Consider the following 16,452-nt stretch of genomic DNA (forward strand, 5'->3'; position numbering starts at 1 on the left):
TGCGGTGATGATTGGTTGTTGCTGCAAGCAATGCGATATCTAATATGGAAGGTGGGGGTAGCAAGTGTTTGATCATTCATATGATTCATGGTACGGCAGACATTTACATGACAGCAGCGGTAACAGAAGAGAGCGTCTGGCGAATGGACATGGTTATGCTGAAAAATTGTTTCTGCAAAATGTTTGGTTTCCAGCACTCAAAAGCTTTGATCATCTGCATCCCGAATATGAAGTATCCGATTTCAAAGACGGAAGCCGTTACATTGATTTTGCTTATATCCGTTTCCCTTTGAAGCTAGCAATTGAGATTGATGGTTATGGCCCGCATAGCGCTAAGCTTTCTCGCTCCCAATTCTCAGATTCCCTACTCCGGCAAAATCACCTGACGATGGATGGTTGGCGAATCCTGCGCTTCTCCTACGATGACATTAATGAAAAACCACGTATGTGCGAACAACTGCTGCAGCAATTTATGGGGATATGGAGCTTCGGCAGTAATACTGCTATTAGCTATGAGGAGTATTTGGAACAGGAAGTGTTAAAATACGCGCTGCAGCTCGATCGCAAGCTGAATACAAAGGATGTATGCGACTTGCTGCAGATACATACAAGAAAAGCTAACTTGATCCTGCGCAATATGCTGCATAAGGGCAGTCTGCTGCCAGGAGGCGAAGGAACAAAGCTTGTACGCGTGTTCCAAGTGAATCGCAGCTATGTGAATGGGAGGAAGCTGTTTGGATAGTGTGAGGTAGCAGCTGGATTGGGGGCGCATGGTGAGATTGGGATGGCACACTTTGCGGGATCGCTTGACACCTGATGGAGGCCGAGATGCAGTTTTTCGACGTCTCAGCTCATTTTTGAGCCACTTTCGGGGCCGAGACGTTGATTTTCGACGTCTCGGACCGCTTTGGGGGCTTGGATGGCACCTTTTGAAAGCTGAGATGCAGTTTTTCGACGTCTCAGCTCATTTTCGAGCCACTTCCGGGGCTGAGACGTTGATTTTCGACGTCTCGGACCGCTGGGGGGGCTTGGACGGCACCTTTTGGAGGCCGAGATGCAGGTTTTCGACGTCTCAGCTCATTTTTGAGCCACTTTCGGGGCTGAGACGTCGTTTTTCGACGTCTCGGACTGCTGTGGGGGCTCGGACAGCACCTTTTGGAGGCTGAGATGCAGTTTTTCGACGTCTCAGCTCATTTTCGAGCCACTTTCGGGGCTGAGACGTTGATTTTCGACGTCTCGGACCGCTGCGGGAGCTTGGACGGCACCTTTTGGAGGCTGAGATGCAGGTTTTCGACGTCTCAGCACGCTGGGCAGGCCAAAACTTCACCATTTGGTGTATGTGCATTTATTGTTATTCAATCTTGATTGGGATATTAGTTTCAAGCCTATATTGCTCAGCGTTATTCTCTAATTGACTATCATCAGATATAGAGTAGTTTAATTCTGCACCAATCGTGTATTCACCTTTAGGCAGCCGAAGAGGTCTTGCATTTGTATTTTTTTCATCACCAATCTCAGCTGATAAATAGTTATTAGCTAACATCCCGTTCCAAGTTCTTATGATCTGATCTCCGGGTTTGAATAAGTCGCTTTGCATGTTGAGAGTTGTAGGCTCTGTTATCGTTACTCCATTGCTATCTTTTATATAAAATATAACTAGTGGATTTAAATGGAGCACCTTCACGTCCTCGTCTCCAATAACATCTAAAGAAGCCCATATTTGCAGTTCTTCTCCTGCGTTATATTTTTCCTTACTGCTATTAATTCTAAGTTGAAATAGGTCATCTTTATTCTGATTATGCGTAATTGATCTGACATGAGAACTTAATGTGTCAAAAGAATCATAATAAATCGAGTTAGTTTTAGATTCATAACTCACTACACCAGCATTTGTATTTTCCAGCAAGCGAATAGGGACATAGACAGCTCCATTACTCTGTAAGAAAGGTGTTTTCGTATTATTGTCTATCCGGTTTCCATCCCAATAAATGTTTCCTTTGAATTCGTGAAGACTGACAGTATTAGAAGCCGATACATTTGATCCTAAGATAAGAAGCAACATCGAAGTTAATACAATTCTTTTTTCATTTAGCAGCCTCCATTATTGTAAATAGTAAGCAAACTCAAATGGATATACCTGCAATAAATAGAAATGTTTCTTCACTATCCACGGAGCCCCGCATAGCGCAAAAAAACCGCCCCCCACCACCTCAACGGTGGCAGGAGAGCGGCCTAAAGCATTAGGCGATTGTCACTGGCTGCCCCAGCTCAATCGACTTATAGCCTGCAAGCGCGACCTGCGCGGAACGCAAGCCGTCCTCGCCTGTGATCGGCACAGACTTGCCGGCGAGCAGCGCTTCAACAAAGTCGCGAACCATGTAGTCATCCATGGAATCGCCCCAGAACTCCCACGTGCCCTTGCCATTGGCATCGCTGAACAGCTCATTGTTCTGGGCAAAGGAATCAACATTGATGACACCCTTCGTGCCGATAATCTCCATCGTCACATCTCCCCATGTAGGGAAAGTAGAAGGACGCGACCAGCTCGTATCCAGAACACCGAACACGCCATTTTCATATCGAACATGAATCATCCCCGCGTCATCGACAGGTAAGCCTTTATGAAAGATCGTGCCCGCATGCGCAAACACTTCCTTCACCTTCGAGCCCGTAAACCAGTTCATCAGATCCACTACATGAACGGTATGATCCAACAAGGCGCCGCCGCCGGACAACGACGGATCCACAAACCAGCCGCCCGGCATCGTGCCGCGATTCGTCCCCTTTATCCCGATAATATCCCCGATATCGCCGCGATCCACCGCTTCTTTAGCACGAACGACCGCAATCAGCGAGCGGCAAGGGAACGCCGTCATCAGCTGAACACCGTTGTCCGCACAAGCTGCGATCATCGCCTCCATCTCCGCTACCGAGATGCCGAGCGGCTTCTCGCACATCACATGCTTGCCTGCCTTCGCAGCCGCAATCGTGAGCTCCGCGTGGTACACATTTTCCGAGCATATAACAACCGCATCGACATCGCTTGCCAACAGCTCGCGATAATCCGAATAGTAAGGAATCTGATAGCGCGCAACTACATCCACTACACGGCTCTCTACCTCATCCGCGATCCCAACAATCTCTACATTCGAGAGCGATCGGAAGCCTTCCAGATAAGAAAAAGCATGACCGTGCGCAAAGCTGATAAAGCCAACCTTCAATATACTCATTTTGACACCCCTTCCTCAACGCTCGCAGCAAGTGCCACGACTTTTCCAGTACGCAGCGATTCCACCGCGGCATTTGCAATTTCAAGCGCTTTATATGCATCATGAGCTGTTACAACAGCTTCTTGTCCTGTCCGAATACATCCGATAAAATGTTCCAACTCCAGCTCGTACGGGTTCTTGTAGCCAGGACTTTGCGGAACCGCCACAAACTTGCCCGCCTTCTCCTGCACCGATGATTGTCGAATCGAGAGCGAATGGCACTTCTCGCTATTGTTGCGAACTACACCCCCACTGCCAGCGATCTCAATCGCTGTATGGAACTCCCCAGGGTATCCCCAGCATGCTTCCAGATTCGCAATAGCCCCATTTTCAAAACGCAAAGTTACAAAGGCAAACTCCAGCTCATCTGTACGATGACCCAGCGCATAGACCGACTTTACCTCGCCTACCGTCCACCGGAGATAATCGATGTCGTGGATCATCAAGTCTAGAATAACGCCGCCGCTCTTATCCTCTTCCCGGAACCACGAAGACACATCTCCGGGATGAGCCCCGCTCCGCTTCGTATGGGCGACGCCGAGTTGTCCCAGCTTACCTTGATCAACAGCCCGCTTGATCTGCACATATTCTGGGAAGAATCGAACCACATGACCTACAAACAAACGTACTCCATTGCGTTCACAGACGTCCATCATCTCTTGTGTATCCGCGAGCGATAAGGAAATCGGCTTTTCACTAATAACATGCTTGCCGGCCTCAGCCGCCTTGATCGCCATTTCCTTATGTAAATAGCTCGGTACAGTTACGCTAATCACATCGAACTCCGCATTAGCCAACATTTCATCGATAGAGGTATAAGCAGTTGCTCCTGTATGATCCGCTATATCCGCAGCGCGCTCCGGAATAATATCGCATACTGCCGTCAATTCCACATCAGGCATCTTGTGATAGGCAAATGCATGCACATGCCCCATTCCCCCACAGCCAACGATCGCTATTTTCACAATCGCACCTCGCTTCTCTTCGTTTTCGTTGAATCCATCTTCTCCTATACGATATACTTTTCATATACCGCTCGTAAATGCGGGCATTTATGCAGTTTGTATCCAAATTAGCCATTGCCAAGAATGGGAGCTGAAGCAGTGGAAATCTATCAAGAGCCGATCATCTATCAACATTCCGCATTACGCATGAAAGTGTGGCGCTTTATCGATCCTTTTAGCACAGCGTCTTCGCAAGTTCCTATGCCATGGCATTATCATAAAGAAATTGAATTCATATTAGTGGAGCACGGTATTCACGAGATGGAAACACCAGATCGGACTTATACTCTTGGGCCTGGTGATATCGTGGCGCTCGGTTCCTCGCAATTGCATCGTCCACGTAAAATCAGCGATGAGCCGTTGAGCTTCATCGTGCTGCATGTGGATTTGGAGCCTTATTTTGATCCCGCGATCATGATGTATTACGGGCATTTTGCCGAGGTTCAGGAGCCGTTGGATGAGTTGAACTATATATTTGCCGATGAGCAGGTCCGGTCGGAAGTTGGAAGAATCATCACGTCTATTCATGATGAGGTTATGTCCCCTCGCAAAGGCTATGAGATCGCGGTCAGCATGCATATTCAGCATCTTATGCTGACGCTGCTTCGTCAGGATACGGTAGGCAAGCTGCAGTCATATGGCGAGATAGACGCCGCTGTTATTCGACCTGTGGTTGCCTATGTGGAGGAGCATCTGACGGATCGCATCGATATGCAGGAGGTATGCCGCATTGCCGGGATGAGCTACACGTACTTCTCCAAGTATTTCAAGCGCAAAATGGGAGTCAGCTTCACAGACTTCGTCAATCGCAAACGAATCTCCTATGCGAAGCGACTGCTCGTGACAGAGCAGCGCAAGATTCAGGACATTGCTGAATCCGTGGGCATCGGTAATATGGCTCATTTTTATGAGCTGTTTAAGAGGTATAATCAGTGCACGCCGAAGCAATATTTGGAGAAGATGCTTGAGAATTAGCCTGAATTAGCCTGGATGAGAATAGCTAATCGCTTGATCGCCAGTTGTAAACTTTAACTATAATCATTGTCTCCACGTTTGCCGCTTGTAAGTGTGGGAGAGGCTATGCTAAGGTGAACATATCTTTGTAGAAGAAGGAGGTGTGACAGGATGAACACAAACATATCGTCGTGGTTGAGAAGCTTGAATCTGGATGCGCTTCGTACGCAGCTGCGCGGAATTTTTCATGATGGGCTCGTTAACGGGATACGTATGTCCATTTTCAGCAATTCCATACCACATTCACATTCAAGCGAAATGACCATCCTGTCACTGCCTTAACGGATCTTTTCTGTTTATCGACAAGGCTGCGGGGACATTTCCCTGCGGCCTTTTTGTGTTATCGCGGGCTCGGCAGATGGTCATCAATAGAGAGGGCGATTCAGATGATCATGATTCAATGTCAACAGGTGAAAAAGGGCTATGGAGCAACCGCAGTGCTTCTAGATGTTACCTTTGAGATAGGAGAACAGGAAAGAGTCGGTCTAATCGGTCGCAACGGGACCGGCAAGACGACGCTATTCCAGCTGCTGAACGGCAGCGAGAAGCCCGATGCCGGGCAAATTGCAATCAAGAAAGGCGCGCGCATCGGGTACTTGGAGCAGGTGCCGCACGCGGAGGAGGCCGCGACGGTGCGGGATGTGCTGGAGCGTGCATTTGCGGAGCCGAAGCGCTGGCAGCGCGAGATGCAGGAGCTCGAGCGGTTGATGAGCGACCCGCAGGCGAGCCGCGATGAGCGGCAGTTCGCGGACCTGCTGCGCCGCTACGGCGAGCTGCAGGAGCGGTTCGAGCGCGCGGGCGGCTATGAGCTCGACGCGCGCTTGGGGCGAGTCGCCTCCGGGCTAGGGATACCGGAGGCGCAGCTCGCGCGGCCGTTCGCAGAACTGTCCGGCGGCGAGAAGACCAAGGTCGGCCTCGCCGCTATGCTGCTCGAAGAGCCGGATGTGCTGCTGCTGGATGAGCCGACGAACCATCTCGATATGCATGCGATCGAGTGGTTGGAGCAATTCCTGCAGTCCTACAGCGGCACGGTTGTCGTCATCTCGCACGATCGCTACTTCCTCGATCGCGTCGTGACGAAGATTATCGAGCTGGAGGATGGCGAAGCCATCACCTATTACACGAACTATTCGGACTATCAGAAAGAGAAGGAAGCCCGTTTGCTGCAGCAATTTGCGGACTATAAAGAGCAGCAGAAGAAGATTAAGAAGATGAAAGAGTCGATTAAACAGCTCATCGAATGGGCAAACCGCGCCAACCCGCCGAACCCTGGGCTGTACCGGCGCGCCGCCTCGATGCAGAAGGCGCTCGATCGGATGGTGAAGCTGAAGCGCCCGATTATGGAGCGCAGGGCGATGGAGCTTGACCTGAACCAGCGCGACCGTTCCGGCGTGCAGGTCGTGACGCTTGATCGCGTCGGCAAGTCGTACGACGACCGCACGCTCTTCTCGGGCGCGAGCGAGCTGCTGCGCTACGGCGAGCGCGTGGCGCTCCTCGGGGCAAACGGCTCCGGCAAGAGCACGCTGCTGAAGTGCATCTTGGGCGAGATCGCGCCGGACGCGGGCGAGGTGAAACTCGGCTCGCGCGTAGCCGTCGGCTACCTGGCGCAGGAGGCCGCGCCCGAGGACGAAGGTGCTACCGTCCTCGCGTACTACCGCGATGCCGTCGGCATGGAGGAAGGCGAAGCGCGCGGGCGGCTCGCCCGCTTCCTCTTCTGCGGCGCCGACGTGTTCAAGTCGGTGCGCTCGCTGTCCGGCGGCGAATGGAGCCGCCTGCGCTTCGCGCTGCTCATGCACGAGCAGCCGAATCTGCTCGTGCTCGATGAGCCGACGAACCATCTCGATATCGATTCGCGCGAAGCGCTCGAAGAAGCGCTGGAGGACTTCCCCGGCACCGTGCTTGCCGTGTCGCATGATCGATACTTCATTAATCGTATCGCTCACAAGATCTGGGCGCTGGAAAATGGCAGCCTAATAAGCACGCCCGGCGGCTTCGAGCACTATAAAGAGAAGCAGCAGATGCTGTTGGCATCTGCACCAGCAGTTGCACCTGAGCCGCGACTAAAGGCTGATTCGGCTCAGGTTGGCCAAGTCCAAGGGCATTCCACACGGGATGGAGTCAACTTGGAACGCCTTGAGCAAGAGATCAGCGAGCTCGAACATCAGCTTCGCTCGATAGACGAGACCATGATGGAGCCGGCCAATGCCGCTTCCCCAGATAAGCTCGCGACGCTGTACGAAGAGCGCGAGCTGCTGCAAGCCAAGCTAAATTCCCTATACGAGAAGTGGATGGAATCCTCAACTTCGTCGTAAGATGTGTGTACTCAGAATGGGGAAAGGGGAATGCTCTTTCCCTATTCTGAGCTTTTACTTCGTACTAATGAAAGGAAGATGGCCGTAGGCTCAACCCTTCTTTAAGATAAAGCTAAGTATGCCTGTCATTAAGCCAGTAAATATGAGTCCATAATTGATTACCATGAAGATATCATTATCGCCTATGCTCCGGTCGAGTAACAAGAATCCGCCTGTTAAGACAAGCAAAACAGATAAGAGCAGCACATCTGTGAGCGATCTTGATCTACTAGTTGCCAACAACGATAGATTGACTGATATGGCAAGACAAATCATTAGTAAAAATAATAAACTCACTATTGTCCCATCCTCCCCACTATGGTATTACCCTTCATTTTCCAATCAAGTTCATGTTATTCGACTCTCGACATACCTATTCCTTCCATACCATAATTCGATAATACGCCAAGTAATAGCTCGATGCATCAGTCACAAATCGTCGAACCGGACACAGAGGCCGCTATTTTTTACATTTTGAAGCAAATTTGAGGTTTCGCGGACACAGCAGCCCTTATTTGCATCAAAATGAGCGATAATGCGTCGATTGGGAGCAAATAACGGAACCACGGTCCGCAAGAACGGTGAAACAGCCCATTTTGTCACAAATAGCGGAACCTGTGTCCACCTCACACATAAAGTCGCGATTCCAGTTAGTCTGTGACAGTTAGATAGACGGTTCACCGATCATCCGGACACAGAGGCCGCTATTTTTGCATTTTGAAGCAAATTCGAAGTTTGGCGGACACAGCAGTCCTTATTTGCATCAAAATGAGCGATAATGCGTCGATTCGGAGTAAATAACGGAACCACGGTCCGCAAGAACGGTGATATAGCCCATTTTGTCACAAATAGCGGAACCTGTGTCCACCTCGCACTTAAAGTCGCAATTCTAGTTAGTCCGAGACAGTTAGATAGACGGTTCACCGATCAACCGGACACAGAAGCCGCTATTTTTGCATTTTGAAGCAAATTTGAAGTTTGGCGGACACAGCAGCCCTTATTTACATCAAAATGAGCGATAATGCGTCGTTTGGGAGCAAATAACGGCCTGTGGGTCCACCGCCCCGCACATAAGAAAGACAGCAACCCAGAGGGAACGGGCACCCTCCCCCAGGACTGCTGTCTTTCTGAACTTATCTCATTGCCAGCCGCATGTGCTGCAAGTAGCTCCAGCGGATGACGAGAAAATATACAATCTGAATCGTAATGAACGATACGAAGATCATGACGGAATTCTCGTACACCGAGAAGTTTACCAGCTCCTGCAGCGCCGCAAATGCCACGCCGCTGTGCACCAGGGCCATCAATAGCGGCAGGAAGAACATCAGCATCAATTGGCGCGTCACGGTACGGCTCATCTCCCGCTTCGTCAGACCCAATTTGCTAATCAATTGATACTGCCGTTGATCCCGCTCGAGATCCGTGTACAGTCGGAAATACAAGAAGCTGGCTCCAAACGTAAAGAACACGATGCCCACCATCGAGCTCACGATGAACAGCAGTCCGTTACCCTGCTTGTTGTTCAGCCATTCCAGCACCAGCTGTGTTACATAAGGCGAAAACTCCGTACGTGTCTCATCTTCATTGATCTCCTTGATGAGCGTCTGCGCAATCTCCCTAGTCCCCTTCCAGTCCGGAACGTCAAACAAGATATATCGATCCGTTCCGATTCCACCATCGGGAATGGACGCAAATGCGGCATCCGATATTATTGCAACCGCTGCTCCCTCAGGCAGAATAATTTCATTTATCACTCGTGACACTTCATACGTATGACTCCACTCGTCCTGCAGTATCTCAATATCCTTAGGCCAGTTCTCCTCCTTCATCCAGTCGGTTTGCATCATGATGTAGGACGGAGCAAGCACCGCCTCCCCATCGTCCAGTTCCGCGATCTGCTCTATTCCCAGCAACTCTGCTATCTGATTGTAATCACTCAGACTTATAGGAACCCACGGATTTTGATTCAGGCGAGAATTCACCTCCAACATCTCATATGCGAAGCCTCCATCCTCCAGCAACTGCTGAATCAGCTGCACATCCTGCTCCTCAGCTTTATTTTTCGAGCTGCTGCTGTATATAAAGGCATACGGATTCTCCATTTCCGCGAGGCCAGGGTCCCCTAACGCCAGCACCGTGCCGATCCCTGTGAACGCCACCGCAGACACAATCGCGATCATAAAGAACATCGTCGCATTATCCTTCATCCGATACGCCAGATCGGATATAGCCAACACATTGATGCGTTTGAAGAACACCTTTTCATTGCGTTTCATAGCTCGAATCACATATACACTTAGTTGGGTGAACAGAAAATACGTGCCGATAATGACACTAATAACGCCTGAGAATAGCAGTGGGAAAGAGAACATTCTATTTATTGCAAAATAAAACACCATCCCATACCCAGCCAATATAAAGAGAACAGCGAGCATCGAGAGCATAAGTGACGCCTTCGGTTCAGGCTTCGGTTTTTCCTCGGATTTAAACAAATCCACAAGCTGCCCTACCTTCACCTTCCGTGAAGTGAACAGCGACACGATGAGGAACAACACCGCAAATGCGACCGTCGTCGTCAGCATCGGCGCCCATGGCGCATAGAAAGCTAACCCATTATCGATCGCAAGAATATTCTCTACCACTAGCAGAATGAGCTTCGCAAATACAGTACCAATCCCAATCCCCATCACGATAGATGCCGCTCCGATAATTAAATTTTCGATGAACACAAGTCTATGCAGCTGGCGCGGTGACATCCCATGCATCATGAGGATGCCGAATTCTCGATTGCGGGTCTTCAGAAAAGCGCTGACCGAGTACAAGCAGAAGAAGAATGAAAATATGAAGATGATGATCTGTGACACCTGCATCCCTATCATTCCCAAGGTGCTTAGCGTTTCGCTCGTAGAAGAGAGCTCCCCCTGAAGCTTCGGATGGAACTGCAGCAGTGCGTAGATATAGAAGACCATGACGGAAAATGAACTGCTTAAGAAATGCGCTAAATATATTCGCTTATTGCGAACGACATTGTTAAACGCGAACTGGCGAAAAGTCATGTCGATAGCCTCCCAACAGCGACAGCACGTTAATGATCTTCTGGTAGAACACCTCGCGATTGTCACCGCAAGTGATCTCATTGTGGAATTTGCCGTCCTTAATAAATACGACACGGTCGCAATAGCTCGCGGCCATCGCATCATGCGTGACGAGCATGATCGAAACCTGCTGCTCTTTGTTCATCGCCGAGAGCAGCTCCATCACATCGCGTGCCGACTTGGAATCCAGATTGCCTGTCGGTTCATCCGCAAGCACCAGCTTCGGATGATGAATCAGCGCTCTCGCGATCGCTGTCCGTTGAGCTTGTCCGCCAGAGATCTCGAACGTCCGCTTATCCAGAATCGAAGCGATCCCAAGCTTCTCTGCGATTGCATTGACACGCGACTTCATCTCTTGGAGGCTTGTGCCATCCAGCGTGAGCGGCAGCATCATATTCTCCTTCACCGTCAACGTATTCAGCAGGTTGAAGGCTTGAAACACGAATCCTAGTTCACGTCTGCGAAATAGAGCCAGCTGATCCGGCTTCAGCAGATGGGGGTTCTGCCCTTCGATGCTGACTTCCCCTGATGTAGGAGCATCAATCGTGGACACTAAGTTAAGAAGCGTCGTCTTTCCGCTGCCAGAGGGTCCCATGATGCCGACAAACTCCCCCTTGTTTATCGTGAGGTCGATACCCGACAGCGCCTCGTAAGGTATCTTTTCATTATATGTTTTGCATAGATCGCGGACCTTTAATATTTCCATCATACGTTCTCCTTTCAATCCCATACGTTCTTATATCGTCTACCCCTAGTCTATATGAATCTGGAAGATGTTCATATCATTCTCTCTGACGTGAATCTTACAGCTGTGTAAGATACGGTATAGAAAAGGGCAGCCTCCTATGAGACTGCCCTTATGGATCTATTTCCCCGCATATGGAAATCGAATGCGAACGGTTGTCCCTGCGCCTACGGTTGATTCCAATTCAATCTGATGGTGCAGACGATCAATCGCTTCCTTAACCAAATAGAGTCCCATACCAGTAGACTCTTTGTATACTCTGCCATTCTCCCCTGTGTAAAACGCGTCCCAGACTCGCGACAGATCTGATTGCGGGATGCCTGCGCCGCGGTCAATCACTTCGAGAATAACCGCTCGTTCTTGCGGATACGCCTTCAACGTCACTTTTTCACGGCTTCCCGCAGAATATTTAATCGCGTTCGATATCAATTGCTGCACGATGAAGCGCAGCCATTTGGCATCCGTTTCAACCGTGATGCTGTCATCGATCTCAATCTCGGGATATACATAATGGCGAATGAAAGAACGCCTATTGTCCTGAATTACTTCATTGACCAGCTTTCTAAGGCTAACCTTGTGCACGTGAAAGTCCTCAGCAAATGTATCTCGTCTCGCCATATACAGCACCATCTCCAAACCATGGCGCAGACGATCGGTTTCTTCTGTGATGCTCTCGAATCTAGGATCGTCGCCGTCTTGCGTGATGAGCTCAATAACAGACAGCGGCGTCTTCATCTGATGCACCCATTGGTTGATGAAATCTTGATACTGCTTCTTTTCGCGTTCCCATGTCCGTAGCTGCTGCTTGTATTCCCGATGCTGTACAGTCTGCAGCTCGTTCAATGCTGCGGATAAAGGGGCACCGCTTCGTTTAAGCGCATCCGATGGCAGTTTGTCCGGCTCTGACAAGCTGCGATAGAACTCCCGGTGGCTGATGTAGCGATAGCATAAGTAGATGAAAGTGATGAATAGCCCTAGCGACATCGCATACAACGCTGTTGCCCACCGATCATAGCCGTCCAGCCAATAAACGAGCAGCACGACGAGCATTTGTACAATATTGAAGCCGATCAATGGCAGCTGCTCTCGTATAAACAGCCTCATGTCACACATCGCCCTCCCAGGTCATATGGAGACGATAGCCGACTCCGCGTACCGTTTCAAGAGCATCATGAATGCCGAGCTCACACAGCTTCTTGCGAACACGCGTAATATTAACGCTTAAGGTATTGTCATCGACATAATTGTAGTCATCCCACAGCTTGTCCAATATGGCTTCCCGGCTTATGATTCGGGGGGAATTGTTCATCAGCGTTTCTAATAGAAGCGCTTCTTTGCGAGTCAGCATAACTGACTTCTCTCTCAGCTTCAGCTCCAAACGCTCAGGATAGAGCAGCAGTCCCGACTGCTCAATAACCCGTTCTTTCGTCGCATAATCGCCGTATACTCGCCTAATCTGACTCCGTAACTTGGCCATCACGATTTCATAATGAAACGGTTTAGGTATGTAATCATCTGCCCCGCTCTCGAGTGCCATTACCTGATCCATCTCCCCGCTGCGCGCAGAAATGAAGATGATTGGGCAAGTGGAGATCGTACGAATCTGTCTGCACCAGTAGTAACCGTCATAGCTCGGCAAATTCACATCCAGCAGCACGATATGCGGTTGAATATGTTGAAATTGTTGGAGGACGTGTTGAAAATCAGTTACGATAATGCCTTCATCACCATACTTCTGAATATGGGACTGGAGCAGCTCCGCAATCTTGGAATCATCCTCAACGATCATAATTTTGTTCATGTCAGCACACCTCTTTTGTTGCTGTTTCGCTTGGGGTTCATTCGTCACAGCTTGATGTTCCCTATGGTGGACACTTTACCATAATCTCCTTGCCGCATCCATCGAATCGTCAAAATACGCGGAAGACCGGCGCCCGCGCGGGGTCTATTTAGCTGCTGAGACGTCGCTTTTTGACGCCTCAGCCCTCGGGCGCGGCGTTTTGGAGGTTGAGACGTTATTTTTCGACGTCTCGGACTCTATTTGCGCCCGCGCGTGGCCCATTTGGCTGCTGAGACGTCGTTTTTCGACGCCTCAGCCCTCGGGCGCGGCGTTTTGAAGGCTGAGACGTTATTTTTCGACGTCTCGGCCTCTATTTGCGATCGCACGGGGCCCTTTTGGCCGCTGAGACGTCGTTTTTCGACGCCTCAGCCCTCGGGCGCGGCGTTTTGGAGGCTGAGACGTTATTTTTCGACGTCTCGGCCTCTATTTGCGCTCGCGCGGGGCCCTTTTGGCCGCTAAGACGTCGTTTTTCGACGTCTCAACCCTCAGGCGCGGCGTTTTAGAGGCTGAGACGTTATTTTTCGACGTCTCGGACTCTGTTTGCGCTCGCGCGGGGTCGATTTAGCCGCTGAGACGTCGCTTTTTGACGCCTCAGCCCTCAGGCCCGGCGTTTTGGAGGCTGAGACGTTCATTTCCGACGTCTCGGCCTCTATTTGCGCCCGCGCGGGGCCCTTTTGGCCGCTGAGACGTCGTTTTTCGACGCCTCAGCCCTCGGGCGCGGCGTTTTGGAGGCTGAGACGTTCATTTCCGACGTCTCGGCCTCTATTTGCGCCCGCGCGTGGCCAATAGACTGACCCTAGAAATTGAAACAGCAACAGCCATGGACAAGAAAATAATGTCCTAAACTGTCGCTGTTTCATTGAACAAACATATCCGTTAACTGGGCGTTCTAATCGACTTGAGGCCAATATTTTATTCATTTCAATAAATCGCCAGCCTAATCATCTCTCTTAACGAACAGATTATATTCTCTTATCAATAATATGTTTGTTGTCCTTAATCTCTTTCCTTAGCATTCTGATCTCATCAATGATGACATCCATTTTTCCCGAGACCTTTGAGCTATTTATAGCACTGCGAATGATCATAACAAAAAGGAGAAGACTCAACACCCAAAGAAATAAGCAAAGAAGAAAAAGATCCATATCCAAGCATATGCCTCCTCATTCACAACCTTCTATTCAAACATATATTAACATTTATTGCGCAATCCTGTCTGTTACTTCAACAGGGTTGTTCGCTGACCTACTTTTCAGCTTTCTCTACTTGCGAACCAAGGGCGTAGCCCGCCGCGTAGATACTGTGTTATCTGATGCCGGTGCCGTCTTTGTATTTGCTATCCATTGTTTTTATATCTACTTTTTAGTTCATTAATAAAAACATCAATTGGATATTGATAGTCAATTGGCTTATATATAAATCTATTATTCCACTTATGACGCTTATCTTGATCCTTGAAATCTTTTTTATCTCTTTCTAATGTTTTCATAACAAGCATGATTTCACTTTGTGTACTTAGGACACTTCGACTGTCTGTTTTGGTTAATATAACCTCATTACAATCCTTTATATAGGAATTAGCTAATGCTTCAGCTATCTGTTCGACCCTTAAATATCTTTTTAGGTTTTCAATAAATATATCTTTGACTTTGTTTGATTGATTACTTCTTATACCTGTAACTGTCAAACTCATTCTTGATAAATCATTCATAAAAACATAGTGTTTTTTTCCATAAAGCGTAAAATAGTTAACATGCCAACTTAAGAAAGGATCTAATATATCCACGATCGTTGGTTTTACATTGAGGTCTTTCAAGGTGTCTTTAGTTGCTTTCAATATTAGCATTTGATGTATTTCCTTTCTATATTTGTACGAGTTTAGTTCGTGTCACTTAGGGTCGCAGGTGTGTCGCCTGATTCTGCATATAGTATTGATGCTGTGTATGGAGTAATTTAAGAATCTCTGGAAGTTCGTTATGTGTGACTGGTGGTAAACTGATTAATTCGCTACCACATCTAAAATACTTACGACCATCCGCATATTTGTATTCATATCCTTCAAGTTTGTCTGTACACTTCCCACAGTTGTAACATCCAGTGTACTTATAGTTGTATTCCTCAATGGTAGTCCTTACACTTTCCTGAAAAATATAAGAGGAATTCGTTGAAGCATAGAATTTCATTTTTAATACTGGAGTTCCTTTTTCTATCGAGAACTTCATAATATGTTTCTTAGTCTTATTACTATTAAATACAAAATTAAGTGCTTGAGTCTTAGCCTTTTTGGGTTTGTACCCAAGTTTTTCAGCTTGATTAGCAATCTCAGAGTATAACATCTTTTCCTCGTCAGATAAGTATTGAAAAAATTCATCCAGAACCATCTGAATCGCCCCATTGCGTAGATATGATGTTATCAGAAGAATCCGTCTTCATTGACTTTGCCCTCTAGATGCTTTGCACAATTAAATAGTTCACAATTCCAATTTGTGTCTCTGTTAGTTATGATCGTAATTGATGTATTACCCAATGGTCCCTTAAATTCTGTTTGTGGTAACAGTTCCTTTAATATGGTTTCTATCAATGCGCCATGACTTACAACTAAGATACTCGCTCCATTGAGATGTTCTGTGATCTCACTAATAAATGAGATACCTCTATAGATAATTGATTGTTCACTTTCTATTCCCAGGGTGTTTTGGTGGTTCTCCCAGTCACTTCCCCATCTATCTACTCTCTCCTGCAAAGTCGTTCCTTCAATCTCCCCTTTATACATTTCTCTTAACCTAATATCTGTGCGTACATCCTTCTTTATTATTCTTCCAATTATCTTTGCTGTCTCGGATGCACGGATTAAATCGCTGGAATAAATATAATCCCACTTCTCACTAAGAAGGCGAACTCCAAGAGCTTCTGCTTGCATAACTCCAAGCTCATTCAAAGGAATATCGGTTTGACCTTGTGCTCGTCTTTCAGTATTCCAAATAGTACAGCCATGTCTGATTAAGCCGATCCTTGGCATAACAGATTCCTCATCTCTTGTTATATATTTTTCGGATCTTTCTCATAACGTTCTTATATCTACGAACCTGAAAGGCTTACAGAAACGTAGCGAATGGGTCCAACGGACTTAGCCT

The 16,452-nt window shown here is 48.2% G+C and carries 15 protein-coding genes; 4 read left to right on the forward strand and 11 right to left on the reverse strand.

Features of this window, described 5'->3' with window-relative positions; translation table 11 throughout:
- Nucleotides 1-64: 64 nt before the first annotated feature.
- Nucleotides 65-742, forward strand: coding sequence for a DNA-binding response regulator (locus ACXX53_RS05585; RefSeq protein WP_458567585.1), 678 nt, complete (start codon nucleotides 65-67; stop codon nucleotides 740-742).
- Nucleotides 743-1,351: 609 nt separating this feature from the next.
- On the opposite strand, the gene ACXX53_RS05590 is transcribed toward ACXX53_RS05585, so the two are convergent.
- The 3 genes from ACXX53_RS05590 to ACXX53_RS05600 form a co-directional block, all read right to left on the reverse strand.
- Entirely contained in the window at nucleotides 1,352-2,062 is a 711-nt protein-coding gene (locus ACXX53_RS05590; protein ID WP_458567586.1) for a hypothetical protein, read from the reverse strand.
- A 178-nt stretch (nucleotides 2,063-2,240) separates the two neighbouring features.
- Nucleotides 2,241-3,230 carry a Gfo/Idh/MocA family protein gene (locus ACXX53_RS05595; RefSeq protein WP_458567587.1) on the reverse strand — a complete coding sequence of 330 codons (990 nt, stop codon included), beginning with the start codon at nucleotides 3,228-3,230 and terminating at the stop codon, nucleotides 2,241-2,243.
- Nucleotides 3,227-4,234: a Gfo/Idh/MocA family protein gene (locus tag ACXX53_RS05600; protein ID WP_458567588.1), complete on the reverse strand. Its 1,008-nt coding sequence runs from the start codon at nucleotides 4,232-4,234 to the stop codon at nucleotides 3,227-3,229. Before ACXX53_RS05600 ends, ACXX53_RS05595 begins: the two co-directional genes overlap by 4 nt.
- Nucleotides 4,235-4,357: 123 nt before the next feature.
- On the opposite strand from ACXX53_RS05600, the gene ACXX53_RS05605 reads away from it, so the two are divergent.
- The 3 genes from ACXX53_RS05605 to abc-f all read left to right on the forward strand — a co-directional run bounded on the left by ACXX53_RS05605 (nucleotide 4,358) and on the right by abc-f (nucleotide 7,599).
- The gene (locus tag ACXX53_RS05605; RefSeq protein WP_458567589.1) at nucleotides 4,358-5,248 is read left to right on the forward strand and encodes a helix-turn-helix domain-containing protein; all 891 of its coding nucleotides are present in this window, start codon (nucleotides 4,358-4,360) and stop codon (nucleotides 5,246-5,248) included.
- Between the two features lie 150 nt (nucleotides 5,249-5,398).
- Nucleotides 5,399-5,569: an RAxF-45 family protein gene (locus tag ACXX53_RS05610; RefSeq protein WP_458567590.1), complete on the forward strand. Its 171-nt coding sequence runs from the start codon at nucleotides 5,399-5,401 to the stop codon at nucleotides 5,567-5,569.
- Between the two features lie 110 nt (nucleotides 5,570-5,679).
- On the forward strand, nucleotides 5,680-7,599 hold the full coding sequence (gene abc-f, locus ACXX53_RS05615; protein ID WP_458567690.1) for a ribosomal protection-like ABC-F family protein: 1,920 nt from the start codon (nucleotides 5,680-5,682) through the stop codon (nucleotides 7,597-7,599).
- A 90-nt stretch (nucleotides 7,600-7,689) separates the two neighbouring features.
- Here abc-f and ACXX53_RS05620 read toward each other — a convergent pair whose 3' ends face one another.
- From ACXX53_RS05620 to ACXX53_RS05655, 8 genes are all read right to left on the reverse strand, one after another.
- The gene (locus ACXX53_RS05620) at nucleotides 7,690-7,935 is read right to left on the reverse strand and encodes a hypothetical protein (protein WP_458567591.1); all 246 of its coding nucleotides are present in this window, start codon (nucleotides 7,933-7,935) and stop codon (nucleotides 7,690-7,692) included.
- Nucleotides 7,936-8,771: 836 nt separating this feature from the next.
- Nucleotides 8,772-10,694 (reverse strand): FtsX-like permease family protein, encoded by a 1,923-nt coding sequence (locus ACXX53_RS05625; RefSeq protein WP_458567592.1) that lies wholly within the window; start codon nucleotides 10,692-10,694, stop codon nucleotides 8,772-8,774.
- Nucleotides 10,669-11,439: an ABC transporter ATP-binding protein gene (locus ACXX53_RS05630; RefSeq protein ID WP_458567593.1), complete on the reverse strand. Its 771-nt coding sequence runs from the start codon at nucleotides 11,437-11,439 to the stop codon at nucleotides 10,669-10,671. Before ACXX53_RS05630 ends, ACXX53_RS05625 begins: the two co-directional genes overlap by 26 nt.
- A gap of 159 nt (nucleotides 11,440-11,598) precedes the next feature.
- Nucleotides 11,599-12,582, reverse strand: coding sequence for a sensor histidine kinase (locus ACXX53_RS05635; RefSeq protein ID WP_458567594.1), 984 nt, complete (start codon nucleotides 12,580-12,582; stop codon nucleotides 11,599-11,601).
- 1 nt (nucleotide 12,583) lies between these two features.
- Entirely contained in the window at nucleotides 12,584-13,279 is a 696-nt protein-coding gene (locus ACXX53_RS05640; protein WP_458567595.1) for a response regulator transcription factor, read from the reverse strand.
- Between the two features lie 1,375 nt (nucleotides 13,280-14,654).
- A complete protein-coding gene (locus ACXX53_RS05645) occupies nucleotides 14,655-15,164 on the reverse strand; it encodes a DUF6933 domain-containing protein (protein ID WP_458567596.1) in 510 nt (169 codons plus the stop codon).
- Nucleotides 15,165-15,210: 46 nt separating this feature from the next.
- Nucleotides 15,211-15,699: a hypothetical protein gene (locus ACXX53_RS05650; RefSeq protein WP_458567597.1), complete on the reverse strand. Its 489-nt coding sequence runs from the start codon at nucleotides 15,697-15,699 to the stop codon at nucleotides 15,211-15,213.
- A 32-nt stretch (nucleotides 15,700-15,731) separates the two neighbouring features.
- A complete protein-coding gene (locus tag ACXX53_RS05655; RefSeq protein WP_458567598.1) occupies nucleotides 15,732-16,337 on the reverse strand; it encodes a histidine phosphatase family protein in 606 nt (201 codons plus the stop codon).
- Nucleotides 16,338-16,452: the final 115 nt, after the last annotated feature.

The sequence above is a fragment of the Paenibacillus marinisediminis genome (genome assembly GCF_054343325.1).

What these genes read in the sequence shown, in the direction of transcription:
- ACXX53_RS05630 (WP_458567593.1), bottom strand. Translation starts at nt 11,439, where the DNA reads ATGGAAATATTAAAGGTCCGCGATCTATGCAAAACATATAATGAAAAG.
- abc-f (WP_458567690.1), top strand. Translation starts at nt 5,680, where the DNA reads ATGATTCAATGTCAACAGGTGAAAAAGGGCTATGGAGCAACCGCAGTG.
- ACXX53_RS05640 (WP_458567595.1), bottom strand. Translation starts at nt 13,279, where the DNA reads ATGAACAAAATTATGATCGTTGAGGATGATTCCAAGATTGCGGAGCTG.
- ACXX53_RS05645 (WP_458567596.1), bottom strand. Translation starts at nt 15,164, where the DNA reads ATGCTAATATTGAAAGCAACTAAAGACACCTTGAAAGACCTCAATGTA.
- ACXX53_RS05610 (WP_458567590.1), top strand. Translation starts at nt 5,399, where the DNA reads ATGAACACAAACATATCGTCGTGGTTGAGAAGCTTGAATCTGGATGCG.
- ACXX53_RS05650 (WP_458567597.1), bottom strand. Translation starts at nt 15,699, where the DNA reads ATGGTTCTGGATGAATTTTTTCAATACTTATCTGACGAGGAAAAGATG.
- ACXX53_RS05590 (WP_458567586.1), bottom strand. Translation starts at nt 2,062, where the DNA reads ATGTTGCTTCTTATCTTAGGATCAAATGTATCGGCTTCTAATACTGTC.
- ACXX53_RS05595 (WP_458567587.1), bottom strand. Translation starts at nt 3,230, where the DNA reads ATGAGTATATTGAAGGTTGGCTTTATCAGCTTTGCGCACGGTCATGCT.
- ACXX53_RS05635 (WP_458567594.1), bottom strand. Translation starts at nt 12,582, where the DNA reads ATGAGGCTGTTTATACGAGAGCAGCTGCCATTGATCGGCTTCAATATT.
- ACXX53_RS05605 (WP_458567589.1), top strand. Translation starts at nt 4,358, where the DNA reads ATGGGAGCTGAAGCAGTGGAAATCTATCAAGAGCCGATCATCTATCAA.
- ACXX53_RS05625 (WP_458567592.1), bottom strand. Translation starts at nt 10,694, where the DNA reads ATGACTTTTCGCCAGTTCGCGTTTAACAATGTCGTTCGCAATAAGCGA.
- ACXX53_RS05655 (WP_458567598.1), bottom strand. Translation starts at nt 16,337, where the DNA reads ATGCCAAGGATCGGCTTAATCAGACATGGCTGTACTATTTGGAATACT.